We start from the raw sequence: 22,064 nt of genomic DNA on the forward strand, positions 1-22,064 counted from the left end.
GCCGTATATTCAGTTCATGTACCCAGTCTAAATTACAAATGGGTTGCAATAAACCCCATAATTAGTAATTGATAATTGCACAATTCGAACATATAGAAAATAGAATGGACAGAATCACCGCTACGCAAATGTTTGCCAGAATTGTCGATGGTGAATTGTAATGGTACGATCATCTTGGAGACTAATTAAGCCTTATAATCATAATATAAATGAGGCAAAATTATGAAACGAAAAGAACGAGTAATCATCTCTGAGCAGCAGAAAACAAGGAGTACATATATGTAACGTGTGATTATAATTCTACGCTGAAAGAAGGTTCTGCATTGATCGCACTCGATCCAGCTTGGTCTATCAGCTACGAGGACGTTGGCGAAAGACACCGCCACTTCGGAGATCTGGGTGTTGAAACAGCTGGACGTTGTGGTCCGGCCTATGTAGGCCACCATTTGAATCATGCGGCAGTCTGTCATGGAAAAGCAGGTGACTCTCGTCATGCTATGACACTCTTTGCAGAACTACTTCAGTTAAGCCTCATTCTAAGTGGAACGAAGTTAGCCAAGCGATTGGTCATGAATTAGCTGATTGTTTCGACAGAGAACTAGAACGAATTCGGCCCACTCTTGATCGGTATTACCTCGATTATCTTGTATCTTAAGTAATTATTATGCACACAAAGTTTACGTTACGGAATTTTTCAAGTTACGCCACTCTATCCTTTACGATTGGTCTCGTGACAGTTGGTTTTGGCGCAATTGATTTGATCATGGTTAGTGCGCTTGGGGAAGTGCATGTTGCCGGAGTTGGTATTGGTGAGCTAATTGTCACCTGTATCCTTGCTAGTATGCTTGGATTTGTGGATGTTTTCGCAGCAAAGCTTGCTGCCTTGGAAGGCTCGGGTGCAGTTCGTTCAAAACAGCTAAGTCTGGCTTTGGGTTTCCTGTGGTCTGTTTTGGTTTGTGCTCTGTTAGCGCTCATTCTGACCGCCTTAATACAACCCGCCCTTATCCTGTTCGGGCAAGTAAAAACACTGATTAGGCCCATCACCGACTACACCGAATGGCGCCTGCTAGGAACCGCACCTTTCTTGATCTATATGGCTGCCAGTGAGGCGCTGAAAATATGTGGCCAACGAACGAGGGCGTTGCATATCCTTATTGCAGGGTTTATTGCAAACGCTGGGCTTAATGCATTATTTCTGTATACGCCAGTTGCATCTTTTTTCGCTTCACCGGAAGCGGCCGTTGCGGCTGGCACTGTGCTCGTACACCTATTTATGGGCGTGATTGCAGCCTGGATCTGGCTTTCACAAATAGGTATGCCGCCGAAAACCAAGCGATTCGAGATAGTAACTGGTGCATGGAAAAACTTTGCCATGCTTGTGACAAAAGCACCTGGGGTGATGGTGCGTATTTTCAATGATTATGTCGGCTCCGTTATCCCGATGCTATTTATCGGTACGATAAGTACCCAAACTGCTGCGGCAGCTGCAGTCGCAACTAAGATTTATACGCTGTTTTGCCGCGTTCCACAGGCAACACTCTCAGCCAGCTACGTCTATTATAGTTATGATTTGGCTGAGCACGAGACGCATCCTGCTTCGAAAAAGAGCGCTGACGTTGTCAGGCGACTTTTCCGCTATGTCGCTTTGCCAACCGCCATAGCACTGGTTTTAACGCTACTTGCTGCTCCGGCATTCATCTGGGTGTTTGGTGGTGGCTCCGTTGACTCTGCGTTAGTTCGCAGCCTTCTGCTGGCCTATCTTCTGTTCGTTCCTCTCTACGTTATCGAACAGTTCTATGCCGAATTGCTCACGGCTCACGGTTGCTCCGGGATGCTGTTTGGTGCATCGAGTATCGCAACCTATCTTCTGACTGTTCCATTGGCCTATATTTCTGTTTTCGTTTGGGATTCAGCCTTTCTAGCGATTGCGCTAAAAAGTGTTGCAGTCGGTCTGCTGGCATTATGCTACTTTTGGTATTATCGCTACCGCAGACGCATAGAAAGAAAGGTGTCATGAGTGAGTTCGTGTCAGCCTTCCACCATATGCCAGACAAATAGACTATTACGCCAGCGCACGCTACACTTTGGCGCAAGGAACCTGCTATAACGGGATACTATCGTTTTTTACCGTATCACAACCGCCGCTTTGATCGTGAATTGCTGTGCCTATTAGTGCCAGCCCAGCGATAATTCGAGTATTGGCGTTGTAATCGCGAGCGATGATGGATTCGTCCGGTTTCTTGGCGCGCATTGTATGACGTAGCTCTTTAAAGCGGGGGCAACTACTAATTCGTCATCATTGAACGTAAAGGTGATTTGGACGCCTTCAGACCTGAACCGTTCAGCTAGATGCTAGATTACGGGTAGATGGCTCTTGGCTTCTTTCAGCGCTTTTTTTACTGAGGTTCCAGAACCGCCTCGCGGCCCTGAATGTAGTTATCAAAGGAACGTTTAGAAATGTTGCAAGTATCAACTCTAAAACGTCTTAGGGCAAAAACGAGTGAACACAAAAAAGGCGAACCTTTCGGTTCGCCTTCTCATTTCTTCCTTCTGATGACTCAGCCAGTCACAATCTTAATTACGATCACTAACTTCATTAAAATAGTCACAAACTTTATCAATAGTCATCCATTCAGTTATTCGTCTTCATAGGCCGACATAGGCAAACAAGAGCAGAATAAATTGCGATCCCCATAGACATCATCGATGCGGTTAACGAATGGCCAGAATTTATTGCTGCGCACCGCAGGTGCTGGGTAAGCGGCAACGTGGCGATCATATGGGTGCGTCCAATCTGCATCGAGCATATCATCTAAGGTATGTGGCGCGTTAACTAACGGGTTATCCGCTAAGGGCCACTCCCCAGCTTCAACCTTGGCTATCTCTAGACGAATGGAAATCATCGCGTCAATAAAACGATCCAACTCAGCTTTTGATTCACTCTCTGTGGGTTCAACCATCAAGGTACCCGCTACCGGGAAGCTCATGGTCGGCGCATGAAAGCCGTAATCATTTAAACGTTTGGCGATATCTAACTCACTGATACCGCTCGACTCTTTCAGTGGGCGCAAGTCAATAATGCACTCATGCGCCACTCGGCCGTTATTACCGGTGTAGAGAACCGGATAATGCCCACTCAGACGCTGCTCGACATAGTTGGCATTTAAAATCGCAACTTCACTGGCGCGGCGCAGCCCTTTGCCCCCTAACATGGCGATATACATCCATGAGATCGGCAAAATGGAGGCACTGCCAAATGGCGCGGCAGATACAGCCCCTTGTGTCGATTTACCTTTGACCACGACATGACCGGGCACAAATGGCGCAAGATGTTGTTTCACGCCAATCGGTCCCATACCTGGGCCGCCGCCCCCGTGAGGGATGGCAAAGGTTTTATGCAAGTTAAGGTGCGAGACATCCGCGCCAATAAAGCCCGGAGAGGTCAGCCCTACTTGCGCATTCATATTGGCGCCATCAAGATACACCTGACCACCATATTGATGAATGATGTCACAGATCTCAGCGATGGGTTGCTCGTAAACGCCATGGGTCGAGGGATAAGTGACCATCAAGCAGGATAACTGCTCACTATGTTGCTGTGCTTTTGCTCTAAGCTCTTCAACATCAATATTCCCGGCTTTATCACAGCTCACCACGACCACTTCAAGACCTGCCATATGGGCAGATGCAGGGTTAGTACCGTGTGCTGAGCTTGGGATCAAACAGATATTACGCTGCGTTTCACCTTGGCTGGCTTGATAATGGCGAATCGCTAGAAGCCCGGCATATTCACCTTGCGCCCCTGAGTTCGGCTGCATGCAAACCGCATCGTAACCGGTAATGGTCACCAACCACTGCTCAAGTAGCTGAATCAGCTCATGATATCCCTGCGCTTGTGCTGCGGGGCAAAATGGATGCAGATTGGCAAATTCAGGCCAGCTAATGGGGATCATCTCAGCGGTTGCATTCAATTTCATGGTGCAGGAACCAAGGGCGATCATCGAATGATTCAGCGACAAATCACGCCCTTCTAAGCGGCGAATATAGCGCAACACTTCGGTTTCACTACGATACAGATGAAACACTGGATGCGTCAAAATCGCTGATTGACGGCGCAAAGCATCGTTCACGCCTGTATCTTCGGCTTGCACTTGCGTATCTAATTGGTGGATATCTAAACCATGCAGTTCACCAAAGAGTACCGTGAGTAATAGCGCTAAATCAGCCTCTGTGGTAGTTTCATCTAGGCTAATGGCGATGGCATTGTCTAAATCAGCACGCAAATTGATACGTGCCGCTTGCGCCCGAGCTAACACCGCATTTTTATCAAGGCCGGTTAATGTGAGCGTATCAAAAAACTGTGCATGGCGCAGCGTCACGCCTTTTTGCACTGCGGCTGCAGCCATGATAGCTGCCATCCGATGGATGCGCTCAGCAATGCAGGACAGCCCTTCTGGACCATGAAAGACCGCATAAAAAGAAGCCATATTGGCCAATAAAACCTGCGCGGTACAGATATTCGAGTTGGCTTTTTCACGGCGAATATGTTGTTCGCGCGTTTGCAGTGCCATACGTAGCGCAGCTTTGCCACGGCGGTCTTTGGACACACCAATAATGCGTCCTGGCATCGAGCGTTTAAATGCATCACGGGTGGCAAAAAATGCCGCATGCGGCCCGCCGTAGCCCATAGGCACACCAAAGCGCTGAGATGACCCTAAGACGATATCTGCGCCCATTTCACCGGGCGCTTTCAATGCGACCAACGCCATCAAATCAGAGGCAACGGCGACAATCCCTTTACAGGCATGCACCCTGTCAATAAACGGCGTTAAATCACGTACTTCACCCGTGGTACCCGGATATTGCAGCAATGCACCAAAAACATCTAACTCAGCCAGCTGCTCTGGTTTGCCAATAATCGTTTCAAAGCCAAAAAACTCAGCGCGCTGACAGATCACATCAATGGTTTGTGGGTGGGTATCATCGGCAATGAAAAAGAGATTCGATTTTTTATTTTTGGATACTCGCTTAGCCATCGCCATCGCTTCAGCGGCGGCGGTTGCTTCATCCAGCAGTGATGCATTCGCCAGATCTAACCCAGTGAGATCCATGGTCATCTGTTGAAAGTTAAGTAACGCTTCTAGACGCCCTTGGGCGATCTCAGGCTGATACGGCGTATAAGCGGTATACCAGCCGGGATTTTCTAGCACATTGCGCAAAATGACGTTCGGGGTATGAGTGCCGTAATAACCCATCCCAATATAAGAGCGATAAATATCATTTTTACTCGCAATGGCTTTAAGAGCGCTCAGTGCCTGGGCTTCGCTTTGGCTTTCGCCAATTGCCATTGGCGCTGGTAAACGAATACCTGCGGGGACTGTTTGTTCAATCAGTGCCTCAAGGCTTGGCAATGCCAAGGCGCTGAGCATCTCGCTCTGTTCTTGTGCTCCGGGGCCAACATGGCGACGGATAAAATCATCGGTTTGAGTCAGTTCGTGCAACGCCAACATGGGGGGTTCCTGCAGTTTGCTTGTGTTCATGGGGGGATATAAAAACGCCCTGACACATTGCATCAGGGCGTTTTCTGGTACTTATTCTTCTTCTAGGCTTTGCTCGTAAGCATCAGCATCAAGAAGAGCATCATACTCATCGCTGTCGTTTACTTGCACTTGAAACAACCAGCCATCACCATACGGATCAGAGTTGATCTGCTCAGGATTATCTTCTAACTCTTCATTAATCGCGACAACCGTGCCTGTCAGTGGTGAATAGATATCAGAGGCAGCTTTAACTGATTCTGCAACCGCACAATCTTCACCACCAGCGACTTCATCATCCACATCAGGGAGATCGACAAATACCATGTCACCAAGAAGTTCTTGGGCGTGATCGCTGATACCTACGGTATACAGGTTATCACCTTCACTACGAACCCACTCGTGAGTGGCGGCAAATTTTAGATCAGCTGGGATATTACTCATGACTTATTCCTTTAAAAAAAATCAGCAAACTTGTTGGCCATTACGCACAAACACTGGAGGAACCACTTTAACTGTAACGGCTTTTTTACGCATTTCCACCACTACTGTGTTACCAAAATTTGACGGTACACGCGCCAAAGCAACACTAACGCCTAATGTAGGGGAAAAACTGCCTGAAGTAATCACACCCGTTGCCTCACCACCGTCACTATCACGGACGATCTGCCCTTGGCGCATCACACCTTTTTGCGCCATCACCAGCCCAACTAATTTGTCAGTGCCATATTGTTTTTGCTCAGTGAGCGCAGCACGGCCGATAAAATCACGATCATCAGGTTGCCAAGCAATGGTCCAGCCCATATTCGCCGCAAGTGGTGACACACTCTCGTCCATATCTTGGCCATAGAGGTTCATCCCCGCTTCCAAACGCAAGGTATCGCGCGCGCCTAAGCCGCAAGGCGCAACGCCTGCGTCTAACAATTTTTGCCACAATACAGGTGCTTGTGATTCATCCAGCACAATTTCATAGCCTGCTTCACCGGTATAACCCGTAGTAGCGATAAATAAATCGCCCGCTTGCACACCAAAAAATGGTTTCATTTCGGCCACTTGTTGGCGCTGTTCGATGCTGAATACCTGCTGCGCTTTGGCAATTGCATTCGGGCCTTGCACGGCGATCATTGCCAGTTCTGGGCGCTCAGTGATAGTGACATTAAAGGCTTCAGCTTGCTTAGCTAACCAAGCTAAATCTTTATCATGCGTGGCAGAGTTAACGACCATCCGATAATGGGTATCAGATAAATAATAGGTAATCAGATCATCAATTACCCCTGCTTCGGGGGTCAGCATCGCGCTGTAGAGCGCTTTCCCGGGGGTTTTCAACCGCGCTACATCATTGGCCAATAAATTTTGTAAAAACGCTTTTGCATCATCGCCAGTGATATCGACAATTGTCATATGCGAGACGTCGAACATCCCAGCGTCAGTGCGCACACTATGGTGTTCTTCTAATTGAGAGCCGTAATGAATAGGCATCTCCCAACCATGAAAATCAACCATTTTGGCACCAGCACGTAGATGCTGATCATACAGCACTGTCTGTTTTACCATGTTATTTCCTTGCTTGATTGAAGTTCTACGAACCGATCTTTAAGGGGGGCCGCGAACGAATACCTCGATTATAACCATGAGGTTTTATCAGATAAAAGCGTTAAAACCCAAATTTAATTAATCGTTAAAATATTTAAGCGATTTATCACATGGGTGTACCTTACATAAAAAACGCTTTTTTTGGCAGTAAAAACCGAATGAAGTGACCAAATATTCAGTAAATTGAAATATTTAGCTATAAAAATATAAATCTGAAGAGTTTATCTTCAAATTATCGAAACCTGTTTTCCATTAGTTTTTCTAATCAATAAGAACTCTTGAATTAGAATAAATCATTCCTCGATACAGCGAGAATGTTGTCAATAGGTCCAAAATGAATCATCTTCTGCTCATTGATGTGTTACATAACCCATCATTGCCAAATTCGATGTCGATGTCGCCAACACAAATACGCATTGGTTGATCCGAAATGAAAGTTAGGTAGGTATTAAGCGTGGCGCTTTCACTGAGTATCGGTGAAAACGCAATTGCTAAGACGAAAAAAGCAAAATAACATGAAATAGAATGTGTCATCTGGGCATATTTGCCCGTCTACGCCAGCGCCCTCACTTTAACGATCATAATGAAAGTTTCTAGCGCGAAGAGAAAACTGACTAGCGTGTTAGATAGCCAGCCAAATCAATGCCACACCAAGGAACAACCGGTAAATCACAAACGGCAGCATGCCGACACGGGTCACCCATTTTAAAAACAGATGAATACACGCCAAGGCACTGGCAAAAGAGAGCGCCAAACCTAAGCCTAATTGGTGCCATGGCACATTGATAGGTGATCCGGCCACTTCAGCCCCAAGCAAGGTCGCCGCACCTAAGATCACGGGAATTGATAATAAAAATGAAAAGCGAGCCGCAGCGCCGCGACTATAACCCAACTGACGCGCAGCCGTCATGGTAATGCCTGAACGAGAAGTGCCGGGGATCATCGCTAGCGCCTGTGCAAAACCAATATAAAGCGCATGCTTCACCCCCATATGCGATTCATCATAGCGTTCCGGCGCTTGCAAATCGACCCAACCTAACAACAAACCAAAGACCAATGTGGTGAATGCAATAACCGAAACCGAACGGGCATAGGTTTCAATCAGTCCGCTAAATAAACCACCAAAGACTACCGCCGGAATCGTTGCCAAAATGATCAACCACGCCATGCGACTTTGTGCGCTATGTTCTTTAGCAACGATGGCGCGCCACCAAGCACAAAACAGCTGGCTAACATCTCGTCGAAAATAGAGTAACACAGCCAGCAGCGTGCCTACATGTACCGTCACATCAAACACAGGCCCTTGATCGGGCCAACCGAGTAGCTGCGAAGGCAAAATCAAATGCGCCGAACTGGAGATCGGTAAAAACTCAGTAAACCCCTGAATGAGGGAGAGGATAATTACGTGTAGGGTGGTCATAGGCATCACTCATTTGGGTCAAAAAGCTATCGTCAACACGGGTTAAAGGGCTGGAATTATTAGGCGCCAATTGCAGCCACATCTGCTGTAAGGATACCCCAGTAATAGGGTGTCGTTTATCCCCAGCAAGCTCGGCGAGAGGACGCAACACAAATGCATTCATACAGATTTCCGGGCGCGGCAAAACGCACGGCGTATCACAGATCACATCATCATAAAGTAGTAGATCAATATCTAACATACGTGATGAACATTTATGCGCTTGTTTAGGCCGACCACAGCGGTACTCGATAAAACGCAGTTGCTCGGCCAATACCGTCAGCGTCAGTGAGGTTTCAAATGCACCCACCAAATTATAAAAATCGGGTCCATTAAAACCGAGTGCTTTACTTTGATAGACCGGCGAACAGCGCACATGCGCGATAAGCTCTTCTATCAAGCCAATTCCTTTGGCGATGGAAAATTCACGATCGATGTTACTACCAATCCCAACATAAACTTGGGCCATTACACATCGCTCCGCGTCCGCTCAATGCTTACCCCAACGCTCAATGCATTGGCAACTGCGCCAGGTTTACGCACTTTCACAGTGAGATGAGTAATAGCAAATTCACGCAATAATAACTGGGCTACATGTTCCGCAACCGTCTCAATTAGCTCATAGGGCTGTGCTTGTATCAGGCTAGTGACCGCTTCGCTAACAGCGGCATAATTCAAAGCGTAACGAAGATCATCATCAGCCGCAGCAAGGCTATTGTCCCAATCCATGATTAAATCCAATACTAACTTCTGCTTTATTTGTTTTTCCCAGTCATAAACACCAATCGTGGTATAAACACACAGCTCTTCGATGAATACTTTATCCATTTAATCTTAAACCTGCTTTGATTCACCATAGCGCCACGCAAATAAACCACGTATCATAAATTCGCTAGGTGATACGAACATCACATTATTTAAATGGGCGATGATAGCTCAAATCTGCTAGGTTAGGAATCGGTGAATGAGGCAGGGTCGTTCAATATGGGAATAATCGGTTTTTTATTTATTGTTGGGAGCTATTTCATCGGCTCAATTTCAAGCGCTGTCTTGATTAGTCGATTGTTCCGCCTACCCGATCCTCGCAACAATGGCTCGAAAAATCCAGGAGCTACCAATGTTTACCGCCTCGGTGGACGTTTTCCCGCTGTATTAGTCCTGCTATTAGATATTATCAAAGGCGTCATTCCGGTTTGGAGTGGCTATTTTGTCGGGCTTCCCCCTGTGGTCTTAGGCGGCATTGCCATCGCGGTTTGTTTTGGCCATATGTTCCCTATCTTCTTTCATTTTGAAGGAGGAAAAGGCGTAGCAACAGCACTCGGTGCGGTTTTGCCCATCGGCCTTGATTTAGGTGGATTACTGATTGCTACTTGGCTGGTGGTGTTATTAATAACGGGCTACTCATCAGCCGCTGCGCTGATTACTGTATTGCTCGCCCCATTATTTACTTGGCTCATCAAGCCCGAGTACACATTGCCGGTGTCGATGTTAGCGTGCTTGATTATTCTGCGTCATCACACCAACATATCCAGACTTTGGAACCAAACCGAAGCTAAAATTTTGCGCCATCGGCAAAAAAAATAATCGGTTGTTCCACCCGTTAAACCGTGCCGTCTTCGAACGTCCATGACGGCCAACAGCAAGATATTTCCGTCACCCTCAGCGCGATATCACCTCACCTGAAATCAACAACAGACGCTCATAACCCAGAGTCAATGGTACAGAACACCGATACGGGGCTCCAAACGGGTAGTTTAAGCCCCTTCTGGGTGTGATTTGAGCCAGTGCCTAGTCGATAGCAGGCAATTGGTCTAGAGGCCAACGCGGCGTCGCACCAATCGAAAGGGGCTGACGCACGCCCGCTTTAAAACGCTGCATTCCAGCAAAGGCGATCATCGCACCATTATCGGTACAAAACTCGGTGCGCGGATAAAATACCTCACCACCACGACTTTTCATTAACTGGCCCAAATCACGGCGCAAGCGCTGGTTAGCACTCACTCCACCGGCGATCACTAACCGCTTAAAGCCCGTTTCATCAAGCGCCCTACGGCACTTAATAATCAAAGTGTCGACCACCGCTTGCTCAAATGCCAACGCGATATCCGCTTGGGTTTGAGCATCCGTGCCATGGGCGGCGATGGTATTTGCAGCAAAGGTTTTAAGCCCAGAGAAGCTCATATCCAGTCCGGGTCGATCCGTCATCGGTTTGGGGAAAATAAAGCGCCCCGCTATACCCTGCTCGGCTAATTTGGATAACCGTGGGCCACCGGGATAATCAAGCCCCATGAGTTTGGCCGTTTTATCAAAAGCTTCACCGGCGGCATCGTCAATCGACTCGCCCATAATTTGGTAACGGCCAATGCTTTCCACTCGCACGATCAGGGTATGACCACCAGAGACTAGTAGCGCCAAAAAAGGAAACTCAGGCGCATGCTCTTCCAGCATCGGCGCCAACAAATGCCCTTCCATGTGGTGCACCGCCACCGCAGGCTTATTCCACGCCATGGCTAATGCTCGCCCCGTGGTTGCCCCGACCAATAGTGCGCCGACCAAACCTGGCCCTGCGGTGTACACGACCGCATCAATATCATCAACACTGGAGTGCGATTCAGCCATCGCCTGCTTGATCAGTGGGATCACCTTTCGAATGTGATCCCGAGAGGCTAATTCGGGTACAACCCCGCCGTAATCAGCATGTAATTTGATTTGACTGTACAATTGGTGAGATAATAACCCACTCTGGTCATCGTAGATGGCGATGCCAGTTTCGTCACAAGAGGTCTCGATACCGAGAACGCGCATGAGTAAAGCTCCGAGTGCCTAAAAACTGACGCCATATTACCCGTCTTAATCCGCAGAAACCACAATGAGGTGAAAATGAGCTTTACAAGCACACCTCCTTTTGATTAAAATTCTGCACCATTTTTAAACAATCAGGCTGAATTTGTCTCAGCCGTTAACTAAACCCCTGAGGTGATCGGCATATGCCAGTAGTTAAAGTACGTGAAAACGAACCATTTGACGTTGCACTGCGTCGCTTTAAACGTTCATGCGAAAAAGCAGGTATTCTTTCTGAAGTTCGCCGTCGCGAATTCTATGAAAAACCAACCACTGCTCGTAAACGTGCAAAAGCTGCAGCCGTAAAACGCCATGCAAAAAAATTGGCTCGTGAAAACGCACGCCGTGTTCGTCTGTACTAATTGATTGATATCGATTAAGTTAGTTAGACACACAAGTTAAAGCGAGTTTAAATAAAAATGTCCCTGAAAGTTCAATTACAAGACGCTCAGAAGGACGCACTGCGGGCCAAAGCTAAAGCCCGCTTAAGTACGTTACGCATGGTCATGGCTGCGATTAAACAACGCGAAGTTGACGAACGCATCGAACTGAGCGATGAGCAGATCATTGCGATTATCACCAAGCAGGTGAAACAGCGCCAAGATGCTGCTCAGCAGTATCATGATGCAGGCCGAGAAGATTTAGCCGAGCATGAACTAGCAGAAATTCCAGTCCTTCAGGAATTTTTGCCTAAACCATTGACCGAAGACGAAGTTGCCGAGCTTATTGCATTAGCAATCGAACAAACGGGTGCCAGTGGCGTCGGGGACATGGGCAAGGTCATGGGCGTGTTAAAACCACAAGTCCAAGGCCGTGCCGACATGGGAGCAATTAGTGGGCTTGTCCGAAGCAAATTAAACTAATTGACTCTCCTATGATATGCGGACAAGCCGCACACTCACTTGAGTGCGCGGCTTGCTTGTTTCTGTCAGCAATGGCAACACATCCTTATTGAATATATTGAGGGCGTATGGCAGGGCGAATTTCGCAGCAATTCATTGATGACCTATTAGCACGGGTTGACATTGTAAGCTTGATTGATCAGCGGGTTCGTTTAAAAAAAGCTGGTAAAAACTATCAGGCTTGTTGCCCCTTTCATAACGAAAAAAGCCCATCATTCACAGTCAGTCCTGACAAACAATTTTACCACTGCTTTGGCTGTGGTGCGCATGGCAATGCCATCGGATTTTTGATGGAATACGAGCGTTTTGAGTTTGTTGAAGCGGTCGAAGACTTAGCCGCAATTGCCGGGGTGGAAGTTCAGCGCGAAGAAACGGGTCAAGGTGGACACCAATCAGCGCCGCCGATAGCACAAAGTCGCGACCTGTATGAGCTAATGACTCAGGTCAATCGCTTTTATCAATATCAATTACGCAAGAACACACGCTCTAATGTAGTCATCGATTATCTCAAAGGACGCGGATTAAGTGGTGAAGTCGTCAAAGATTTTGGCATTGGCTACGCACCCGATGAATGGGATGCTCTTAGTCGCCAATTTGGTCAGACAACTGAGCAAATTGAACAACTACTGCGCTGCGGTATGTTGATTGAAAACGACAACAAACGCCGTTATGACCGATTTCGCGACCGCTTGATGTTTCCCATCCGTGATCGTCGAGGTCGCTACATTGGCTTTGGTGGCCGCGTACTAGGCGATGGCACCCCCAAATACTTAAACTCACCAGAGACCGACCTATTTCATAAAGGCCGTGAGTTATATGGCTTGTACGAAGTGCGCCAAAAGCATAAGCGCATTGATCAGATCTTAGTCGTCGAAGGTTATATGGACGTCGTGTCGCTGGCGCAATTTGGTATCGATTACGCAGTGGCTAGTTTAGGAACATCCACTACTTCAGATCAATTGCAGTTGCTGTTTCGTGCCAGTAATCGGATTATTTGCTGCTATGATGGCGACCGTGCAGGTCGCGACGCAGCTTGGCGCGCACTGGAAAACGCACTGCCACAACTGCGCGATGGTGTTGAGCTACAATTTATGTTTCTGCCCGATGGTGAAGACCCTGACACCTTAGTGCGTAAAATTGGCAAAGCAGAATTTGAATCTCAGCTTCACCAAGCACAGCCACTGTCTGAGTTTATGTTTCAAAAACTGGGTAAAGAGATTGATACCCGCACCGACGCGGGAAAAAGCCATTTAGCAGACCAGGCACGTACACTGATTGGCCAAGTGCAAGCGGGATTTTATCAAGATATGCTCAAAAGCAGCCTTGCCCATTGGTTACGTTGGGATGAGCGGCGACTTGAGCGTTTTTTTACAACGCCCAAACAACCGCAGCGGTCCACGACAGCCAACAAAATGAAATTGACCCCGATGCGTCGCGCTGTCGCGATTGTATTGCAACATCCGCAAACCGCATTGGATGCACCCGATTTAAGTTTTTTACACGCGCTGCCGCTCAAAGGCAGCAACATGCTGATTGAACTAGTTCAGCAAATCCGGGACAAACCGGATATCACCACAGCACAATTACTAGAACGCTGGCGAGAACGTCCAGAGGTAGCCGCTTTAAGCAAAATGGCCAGTTTAAATCTGGAAGGCGACGAGCTCATCGACATTGACGGCTATACTCAAGAGCTAAACGACATTCTCGCTAGTTTTGTAGAACAGCTGCTTCAGCAGCGCTATGACGAGCTATTGCAAAAATCGTTAAATCAAATGCTTAGCCGTAAGGAGAAGCAAGAAATGTTAGAATTACAGCAAGAACTTCGGGCCAATTGATTAAATGGTCACTAAACGTTGCGGACAATTTTTCATCAACATAGCTTGATTTAAGAAAATTTGCCCATATTTATGCTATACTGTGACGTTTCACTGAGTAAGAGTGAAAAGGTCTTGAATGTAGCAAGCTTAACTAATTAGCGGATGATCTCTATGGAGCCAACCCCACAGTCACAACTCAAAATCCTTCTAGCGAAGGGTAAAGAGCAAGGCTATCTCACCTATGCACAGGTGAACGATCATTTACCTGCAGATATTGTCGACTCTGATCAGGTTGAAGACATTATTCAAATGATCAATGACATGGGCATCACGGTCTATGAAAATGCCCCTGACGCCGACGAACTAATGCTGGCAGAGAATTCTGCCGATGAAGATGCTGTCGAAGCGGCGGCACAAGCATTAGCATCAGTAGAGTCTGAAATCGGCCGTACAACGGATCCCGTACGGATGTACATGCGTGAAATGGGCACCGTTGAATTGCTCACACGCGAAGGCGAAATTGATATCGCCAAACGAATTGAAGATGGGATCAACCAAGTTCAGTGCTCTGTGGCTGAATACCCTGATACTATCGCAATGTTGCTCGATATGTACGATCAATACCAAGCTGAAGAGCTGCGTATTGGTGATATCGTCTCCGGATTTTTAGATGAAAGTGAAGTAGAAGACGCCGCTCCAACCGCCACCCACATTGGTTCAGAACTAGCGGAAACCGACCGCGATGATGACGATGATGATGATGATGACGACGATGACGACGATGACGAAGAAGATGTAGGGATTGATCCAGAACTGGCTAAAGAGCGCTTTGACGCATTGCGTGAAGTGTACGAGAAGTCATTAGCCACTATCAGCTCCGAAGGTCGTAACAGTAAAGCTGCACGCGAAAGCATTGAAGCATTAAGCGAAGTGTTCCACACCTTCCGTTTAATACCCAAAGTATTTGATAAAATCGTGGCACGAATGCGCAATATGATGGACCGCGTGCGCACTCACGAACGGTTAATCATGAAAATGAGCGTTGAACAAAGCAAAATGCCGAAAAAAGCTTTTGTGAACGCGTTTAGTGGCAATGAGTCATCTGATGCTTGGTTAGACCAACAGATTGTCAGCACGAAATCTTACGCCCCTGCTTTAAGAGAGGTTGAAGAAGAAGTGCGCCGAAGTATTGGCAAACTACGTCAAGTTGAAGAAGAAACTGGCTTAACCATTCAAGGCATCAAAGATATTAACCGCCGGATGAGCATTGGTGAAGCCAAAGCTCGTCGTGCTAAAAAAGAGATGGTGGAAGCTAACTTACGTTTGGTGATCTCGATTGCGAAGAAATACACCAACCGTGGTTTGCAGTTCCTTGACTTGATTCAAGAAGGGAACATTGGGTTGATGAAAGCGGTTGATAAATTTGAATATCGCCGTGGTTATAAATTCTCAACCTATGCAACTTGGTGGATCCGTCAGGCGATTACTCGCTCAATTGCCGACCAAGCGCGGACGATTCGTATTCCAGTGCATATGATAGAGACCATCAACAAACTCAATCGTATCAGCCGTCAAATGCTCCAAGAGATGGGCCGTGAACCCAACCCTGATGAGCTAGCAGAGCGGATGATGATGCCTGAAGATAAAATTCGTAAAGTGCTGAAAATTGCCAAAGAGCCCATTTCGATGGAAACTCCAATTGGTGATGATGAAGATTCACACTTAGGCGACTTTATCGAAGATACCACATTGTCACTGCCTGTCGATGCAGCCACCAACGACAACCTGAAGTTTGCAACCCAAGAGGTGTTAGCAGGCCTCACACCGCGTGAAGCGAAAGTATTACGGATGCGCTTTGGGATTGGCATGAACACTGACCACACCCTTGAGGAAGTGGGCAAACAGTTCGATGTGACCCGTGAACGTATTCGCCAGATTGAAGCAAAAGCGCTACGTAAACTGCGTCATCCAAGCCGCAGTGAGCAACTTCGCAGTTTCTTAGACGAATAGTTGTAAAACCGGCTAATTATTGTGCAAACAGTATGTTAGCTCATAGACATGACAGGCAGGATTACATATAATCCTGCCTGTTTTCTATAAAACATCTCACATTGGCCCTATAGCTCAGTTGGTTAGAGCAGTCGACTCATAATCGATTGGTCACTGGTTCAAGTCCAGTTGGGGCCACCAATCTTAACATGGCATCTAGCCGTAGTAATCACTAACTTTTTGACCTTCAAAAAATCCTGTGTAGCAAATATGTAGCAGCGTTTAGCAACGTTTTCGTCCATAGATGCTCTCTATTAGATATATTTCAAGCATTTTGGATAGAAACAAACTTCCGACAATTTGAGAATTTCTAGCATGCTTATTAAGCTTACTGTCCACTTCCCCGTCTCATAGACTCTATCAAAAGTATCATTAGAAATTTCGTGTATGGTCCTACACTCTCAGCTACCTCAGCCAAACACATGATGTGATCATATGTCATATTCTCCCACTACAGATTCAATAATATCGAGCGTAGAAAGAACGTAGATTGATATGTGGAAAATTGAGATTTTCTTAAAAATAAGAAGTTTTTGTTATAATCAGTATTTACTGCTTATACATTCAAAATAGTTTATAGCGAGCAAGAAATTGCCCGCTGAGCAACTTTTTGCTCGATTTAGGCAATTTCTTGCTCGAATATCCCACTAAATAAGTAACAACACAAAATATCCCTTAATAAACAAATAGTTATATAGTGGCATATATATTGCTATATTACTAATTTTATCAAATAAGGAATAGATATAATGCCAACCCCTTGTTACATTTCTATCGAAGGGAAAACCCAAGGTAACATCACTGCTGGAGCATTTACGGCTGATTCAGTCGGAAACATTTATGTCGAAGGGCATGAAGATGAAATGCTAGTCCAAGAGTTTCACCATAAAGTCACGGTTCCTACTGACATTCAATCAGGACAACCCACTGGCCAGCGTAGCCATCGGCCTTTTAGGTTTTCGGTTTCTCTAAATAAAGCCATTCCACTTTTATATAATGCCTTAGCTTCAGGTGAAATATTACCAACTGTTACCTTAAACTGGTATCGCACCTCAATCGAAGGTAAACAAGAACGCTTTTTTACAACAGAGCTAACTGATGCAGTCATCGTAGATATCGATGCATATATGCCTCATTGCCAAGAACCAAATGATCAGAGTTATACTCAAATTATAGAAGTTTCCATGAGCTATAGAAAAATTGATTGGAACCATAATATTGCAGGTACTTCTGGTTCTGATGATTGGCGCTCACCACTAACTGCATAATATATTCATTCCTATTAATTCGGGTAAAATTGATAATGTTACAAGCACTAAGACTACTATGGACCCTTGCAGGAACTATTTATGGACAAATTTCTGGGATGCTCGATGCAGAAAGGGCTTATGAAGGAATTGTTCCATTAACCAAAAAAGCTCTACAAGGAGGCACAAATTTTAATGATCCTGATATTCAAAGAGCTATACTAGAAATAGAAAAGTTGCCTCCGTTTGGTGCAAGACGAAACAACTTTCGTAAAGAATATCTTAAAAATAAGAGCGATTTTCTCTCTTTACCAGATGATCCTAGACATCTAGATAATGGAGTGTGGTGGTGATAAAACCTCGAAATATTAAAATTATTTTATGGATAGTAGTCATTCTCTTAGCGATTAGTATCTCCGTTTCCTTTGATGAAATAAAAGATACTTTTTCTTGGAAAGACATATACTCCGCTATATCGGATATACTCGTGTTACTTGTCCTTTATTCTTATGGATATGAAAAGCATTTATTTTCTCCCACTATTTTAGCCTTAATAGGAGTAAATTATATAATTGATTCTGTAATAGGATTATATTTAAATATAACAGAAAACATATTTACACATACAGAATTAGCTACATTTATAGGTACATATGTTATTTGTGTTCCTTTAATATGCATATTCATTAAAAAATATTGCGATTACTTGAAAAACCAAACTAAAACAGAGTGTTAATCATAAAGGGATATGTTCTATACTTGAACATATCCCTTTATTGATCCAGGGCGCGAGCATACTTTGTTCAATTTATAACCCAAAGAATACCCGTGCCCGATAGTCATCGCTCCAACCCGCTTTTTTGAGCTTACTCTTCTGGCTTGGTGCACCACAGTCGCTCTGCTTGAGCATATTCATCACGAACCGCCTAAACAAAGCGATATTTTCTACCGCGCCATCCAGCGTTATTCTTGAGCTATCTTCTTTAAAGACAACATCTAATACATAGTGCTGACTATTTTCTATCCGCCAATGTTGGCGGATAGAGTGACCAAGCAACTTATGGATAGGCGACATCGAACTGACGTAATACGAAGTATCGACACTGCCTTTTCCATTGATACTTCGATGGCGCTCTACGGCAATAATGCTTCGTATCGTCGGCCATTTTTGAGCAAGTCCTTCGGGTAGTCTTGCTTTTAACTGAAATACATATCGTTCTTCTTGGCGACCATGATATTTTTCTTTGATTTCAGTAACGATTTTTTCTTTTCCGGCGTCGAAAACGGCTTGAAATTTCTCCACAACCGCTTTTCTGAGTTTCGGTTGGTTGTGTTTCACTTGGACCACAACATGGGCCTTTTTCTCTGCAATTTTATCGAGGGTTTCTCGCTGACAATGCAGCGCATCAATAGTAATGATACTGCCCTTTACATGAATAACATCAAGCAGTTGGCGCACAACATTGATCTCACCATTTTTAGTCGCTGTCGGCTTCTGGCTTAAAACGAGACCACGCTCAGTGTCATAAGCGGTCACCAGCTGTAACGCTGTTTTGCTGTCATTTCGGTACGAGCCACGTAGGACTTTTCCATCAAATGCGATGACAGGCTTATTTTGGCTAGTTCTTTGTTCGTTAATCCAACAAGTAAGCGCTTCAAGTAACGACTCAGCAACGACTGAACACAGGATGCGTGCGATGGTATGTCAACGTGGAATACCATTTTCAAATGGACGATACTTTCTCAACCAGTCGAGTTTTTCTTCGCCATATAGTTCAATATCTTGCCAACCTTCACACCCCGATGCGATGGCGCTGATAACGAGGAACATGACGTCGATAAGGTCATGTTTTTGATTAATGCCTGAGCGAGTATCTTTGACTACGGATAGATGTTCTATTAGGTTTAAAATGGCTGAATGAATGAGGGCTTTCCGATATTAGATCATATTCGCTAACAAAGTGCGATCCCGCCCTGGACTCACATAACACGCATTGGGTCGGTGATATTACCTGTATTAGGAATAACCAAGGGTGGAGTTACTTGGCCTGTGTGTTAGATTTATCAACGAGGGAAGTTGTAGGGTATGCCTTATCAACAAGCCCAAATGCTGAATTGGCTATAGCAGCATTGAATAATGTTATTAAGCGTCAACAGCCGGTTCTTAATCAACTGATGTTTCATTCAGATCAAGGGTGTCAGTATTCTGCGGCCTCGTTTAGGGCTCGGTTATCACAGCTAACTATAACGCAAAGTATGAGTCGTCGAGGTAATTGTTGGGATAATGCAGTAATGGAGCGATTTTTTAGAAGTTTAAAAACAGAGCGGCTGAATCGCCTTTCATTTATAAATCATCATTCAGTTATAAGTGAGGTGGACAATTATATTCAGTTTTACAATTACAAACGTAGGCATTCTACGCTTAATTATATGACGCCACATCAGAAATATAATGAATTAAAAAATGCCGCTTAGAATCTCTACAGAATTAGTTGACCATTACAATAAGGTGAGATAAATCAATTTCGACAACCACATGATTTACAAAATAAATAAAATGAGATGCGATAACTTGAGATTTTATGGAATATCCCATTTTCAGGACTCATAATCGATTGGTCACTGGTTCAAGTCCAGTTGGGGCCACCAATCTTAACATAGCATATAGCCGTAGTAATCACTAACTTTTTTGACCTTCAAAAAATCCTGTGTAGCAGATTTTATCATGACTTTTATCATTAAAGGCCATTTTTAGGGCGTCCCTCGACTTCTCACCTCTCAGTATATCGGATCACTTAACTCTATCGATTTGACCTGTTTGGGCTATGGTAAAACTCTTTTTTTAGCCCTAAGGACTCGAGTGTAATCAAATATTGTGTTATTAGAACTATTCCGTAGTATTCAGCGATAGAACATCTGAAATAACCTTCACTATAGGATGACATGTTGAGAAGCGTCCCACCCATAATCGAGTTTTTCACCAAGATGGCTAGCGCTATCTTTACACTGCTCATCGGAAAGCTTCTCTACGATGAAACCAATAGTCTGTGGGCATTTGCGACCGCTTCTGGTGGAGAGTTCATTATTGTCACCATCATTCAGCTGGCTGCTGGAGCATTAGCTGACCGCCACGCTCCAACGAAGATCCTTATCGTCATTAATGCGTTGTGCATGGCAGTCTTTATTCTCCTTGCTTTTATCTATCATTGGGCCCCGACAGTGGGCCTCTTGCTAGCCGCTGGGATAGTCTATGTATTTCGACCTCTCTATAGAACATCACTATTCGTTTTGGTCAGAAAAATGGTCGCTACAAATGACTTGAGAGCAGTGAATGGTCAAATTGCTTCGGCATCACAATTAGGACAGATCATCGGTTTTGCCCTTACCGGGATAATCTTATCGTGGACGTCAGAGGTAGCCGTATTTTATCTAATGGCCCTCATTTATGGTTTTTGCCTGCTACTCAGCACGTTTATCTATTATCGTCAGGATGTAGTTCAATTAGCCGTAACATCATCTAAAAAAGAACTACTCAACTGGGCTGACTTTGTGCAGTTTTCTAAGGGCCACCACGCATTCATTGTGCGTCTAGCCAGCAGCCTATCAATCGCAATATCGCTGGGTGGATTTTATGTTTTGATAGCGCCTCTTGTGACAGCCAAATTCACTGATAACAGCCAATGGCTATCATGGTTGAGCGTGAGTTATGCCCTAGGTGCCACGATATCCGGCATTCTAGTTAAAAAATCAGAACAATTCTTAAAAGTACTATCATCTGATAAGTTGCTGATGATTAATCAAATTATTTCAGCCACTACGTTCCTATGTTGTGGTTTATTAAACCAATTAGTATGGCTTCCCATATTACTATTTTGCTTTGGCGTAACAACAACTTTAGCGGCAGTGAGCTTATCATCATATCTGCAAACGGTGGCTCTGAGTGGTGTTATGGGCAGAACATCCGCTATTCAAAATATCTTTATTGCCGCAGGTAACGCAGGTGTCGCTTTTTTCTGTGCCTGGATATTTAACTGGTCGTTTAATGCGGCTGCAATAGGCTTAGGACTCCTCATTTTATTCATCATGTGTCTCTTTTTATTAGTGTTCAGGCGATACCCTGAATCGACACATTCTGACTCACCCAGCATTAGTAACTGATGGCAGACCTAACTTAATGAGCGGTGATTTCCTATCAAAGGCTCATGCCAGTCTGGGCAGGTCACTCCACAAGTACTCCAACACTCGTGATTGTTTGTCACTGCACGGAATGTCAGAAATTATCTACCGGGCCATTTAGCACAACTGCTGTAGTTGCAGTGGATAAAATTGAATTCAGCGGTACACTCAAAGAATGGGAACGCATCGCTGAAAGTAGTCGTCGAAACTGGGCTGTATTCTATCCAGAAAGTGGTAATCGAATGTACCACTTTCATCCTGATCATCCATCGACTATTAAGCTAAAGCTCAAAACGATTTATTTAGACGATGCTAGTTTATTTGAGCCTCATGCTCATATCTGGATCAGCGAAAAAGTTAACTGGTACAAAATTCCGGAAGGTGTTCGAACATTTCCAAAACAATTTATCGCTGACAGCTCTAAGGCTTAACCCTCTCTCCAT

Annotated in this window: 18 protein-coding genes, 1 tRNA gene and 2 pseudogenes; 13 read left to right on the plus strand and 8 right to left on the minus strand. The window is 45.2% G+C overall.

What is annotated here, in order from left to right:
• Nucleotides 1-664 precede the first annotated feature (664 nt).
• Nucleotides 665-2,017, plus strand: coding sequence for an MATE family efflux transporter (locus ABUE30_RS06195; RefSeq protein ID WP_408622845.1), 1,353 nt, complete (start codon nt 665-667; stop codon nt 2,015-2,017).
• 619 nt (nt 2,018-2,636) lie between these two features.
• On the opposite strand, the gene gcvP is transcribed toward ABUE30_RS06195, so the two are convergent.
• From gcvP to folB, 6 genes are all read right to left on the minus strand, one after another.
• Complete coding sequence (gene gcvP / locus ABUE30_RS06200; RefSeq protein WP_408622846.1) at nt 2,637-5,510, minus strand: aminomethyl-transferring glycine dehydrogenase; 2,874 nt, start codon at nt 5,508-5,510, stop codon at nt 2,637-2,639.
• A gap of 81 nt (nt 5,511-5,591) precedes the next feature.
• Nucleotides 5,592-5,981, minus strand: coding sequence for a glycine cleavage system protein GcvH (gene gcvH, locus ABUE30_RS06205; protein ID WP_408622847.1), 390 nt, complete (start codon nt 5,979-5,981; stop codon nt 5,592-5,594).
• Nucleotides 5,982-6,002: 21 nt separating this feature from the next.
• The gene (gene gcvT, locus ABUE30_RS06210; protein WP_408622848.1) at nt 6,003-7,091 is read right to left on the minus strand and encodes a glycine cleavage system aminomethyltransferase GcvT; all 1,089 of its coding nucleotides are present in this window, start codon (nt 7,089-7,091) and stop codon (nt 6,003-6,005) included.
• Between the two features lie 661 nt (nt 7,092-7,752).
• Nucleotides 7,753-8,550, minus strand: coding sequence for an undecaprenyl-diphosphate phosphatase (locus ABUE30_RS06215; protein ID WP_408622849.1), 798 nt, complete (start codon nt 8,548-8,550; stop codon nt 7,753-7,755).
• Nucleotides 8,501-9,058, minus strand: coding sequence for a 2-amino-4-hydroxy-6-hydroxymethyldihydropteridine diphosphokinase (gene folK / locus ABUE30_RS06220; protein WP_408622850.1), 558 nt, complete (start codon nt 9,056-9,058; stop codon nt 8,501-8,503). The genes ABUE30_RS06215 and folK overlap by 50 nt, the downstream gene beginning before the upstream one ends.
• Nucleotides 9,058-9,417, minus strand: a complete 360-nt coding sequence (gene folB / locus ABUE30_RS06225; RefSeq protein ID WP_408622851.1) for a dihydroneopterin aldolase — start codon at nt 9,415-9,417, stop codon at nt 9,058-9,060. Before folB ends, folK begins: the two co-directional genes overlap by 1 nt.
• A 156-nt stretch (nt 9,418-9,573) precedes the next feature.
• On the opposite strand from folB, the gene plsY reads away from it, so the two are divergent.
• On the plus strand, nt 9,574-10,173 hold the full coding sequence (plsY, locus tag ABUE30_RS06230) for a glycerol-3-phosphate 1-O-acyltransferase PlsY (protein ID WP_408622852.1): 600 nt from the start codon (nt 9,574-9,576) through the stop codon (nt 10,171-10,173).
• 204 nt (nt 10,174-10,377) lie between these two features.
• Here the strand turns inward: plsY and tsaD are convergent, their stop codons facing one another.
• Entirely contained in the window at nt 10,378-11,394 is a 1,017-nt protein-coding gene (gene tsaD / locus ABUE30_RS06235; RefSeq protein WP_408622853.1) for a tRNA (adenosine(37)-N6)-threonylcarbamoyltransferase complex transferase subunit TsaD, read from the minus strand.
• A 182-nt stretch (nt 11,395-11,576) separates the two neighbouring features.
• Here tsaD and rpsU point away from each other — a divergent pair, with 182 nt between their 5' ends.
• From rpsU to ABUE30_RS06275, 8 genes are all read left to right on the plus strand, one after another.
• Nucleotides 11,577-11,792, plus strand: a complete 216-nt coding sequence (gene rpsU / locus ABUE30_RS06240) for a 30S ribosomal protein S21 (RefSeq protein WP_408622854.1) — start codon at nt 11,577-11,579, stop codon at nt 11,790-11,792.
• A 57-nt stretch (nt 11,793-11,849) separates the two neighbouring features.
• Nucleotides 11,850-12,293, plus strand: a complete 444-nt coding sequence (locus ABUE30_RS06245; protein WP_408622855.1) for a GatB/YqeY domain-containing protein — start codon at nt 11,850-11,852, stop codon at nt 12,291-12,293.
• A 107-nt stretch (nt 12,294-12,400) separates the two neighbouring features.
• A complete protein-coding gene (gene dnaG / locus ABUE30_RS06250; protein ID WP_408622856.1) occupies nt 12,401-14,167 on the plus strand; it encodes a DNA primase in 1,767 nt (588 codons plus the stop codon).
• A gap of 153 nt (nt 14,168-14,320) precedes the next feature.
• Complete coding sequence (rpoD, locus tag ABUE30_RS06255; RefSeq protein ID WP_408622857.1) at nt 14,321-16,159, plus strand: RNA polymerase sigma factor RpoD; 1,839 nt, start codon at nt 14,321-14,323, stop codon at nt 16,157-16,159.
• Nucleotides 16,160-16,262: 103 nt separating this feature from the next.
• Nucleotides 16,263-16,339 (plus strand) — tRNA-Ile (locus ABUE30_RS06260).
• 608 nt (nt 16,340-16,947) lie between these two features.
• On the plus strand, nt 16,948-17,466 hold the full coding sequence (locus tag ABUE30_RS06265; protein WP_408622858.1) for an Hcp family type VI secretion system effector: 519 nt from the start codon (nt 16,948-16,950) through the stop codon (nt 17,464-17,466).
• Nucleotides 17,467-17,501: 35 nt separating this feature from the next.
• Nucleotides 17,502-17,798, plus strand: coding sequence for a hypothetical protein (locus ABUE30_RS06270; protein ID WP_408622859.1), 297 nt, complete (start codon nt 17,502-17,504; stop codon nt 17,796-17,798).
• Nucleotides 17,795-18,181 (plus strand): hypothetical protein, encoded by a 387-nt coding sequence (locus ABUE30_RS06275; protein WP_408622860.1) that lies wholly within the window; start codon nt 17,795-17,797, stop codon nt 18,179-18,181. The genes ABUE30_RS06270 and ABUE30_RS06275 overlap by 4 nt, the downstream gene beginning before the upstream one ends.
• A gap of 72 nt (nt 18,182-18,253) precedes the next feature.
• Here ABUE30_RS06275 and ABUE30_RS06280 read toward each other — a convergent pair.
• Nucleotides 18,254-19,357 (minus strand): annotated as a pseudogene (locus ABUE30_RS06280) (ISAs1 family transposase).
• Between the two features lie 68 nt (nt 19,358-19,425).
• On the opposite strand from ABUE30_RS06280, the pseudogene ABUE30_RS06285 reads away from it, so the two are divergent.
• From ABUE30_RS06285 to ABUE30_RS06295, 3 genes and pseudogenes are all read left to right on the plus strand, one after another.
• A pseudogene (locus ABUE30_RS06285) lies at nt 19,426-19,920 on the plus strand (IS3 family transposase); the annotation flags it as partial.
• 510 nt (nt 19,921-20,430) lie between these two features.
• Nucleotides 20,431-21,603, plus strand: a complete 1,173-nt coding sequence (locus ABUE30_RS06290) for an MFS transporter (protein ID WP_408622861.1) — start codon at nt 20,431-20,433, stop codon at nt 21,601-21,603.
• Between the two features lie 44 nt (nt 21,604-21,647).
• A complete protein-coding gene (locus ABUE30_RS06295) occupies nt 21,648-22,052 on the plus strand; it encodes a GFA family protein (protein ID WP_408622862.1) in 405 nt (134 codons plus the stop codon).
• The last annotated feature ends 12 nt before the right edge of the window (nt 22,053-22,064 follow it).

Origin of the sequence: Celerinatantimonas yamalensis, assembly GCF_046054155.1 — a bacterium.
Classification (GTDB): Bacteria; Pseudomonadota; Gammaproteobacteria; order Enterobacterales; family Celerinatantimonadaceae; genus Celerinatantimonas; species Celerinatantimonas yamalensis.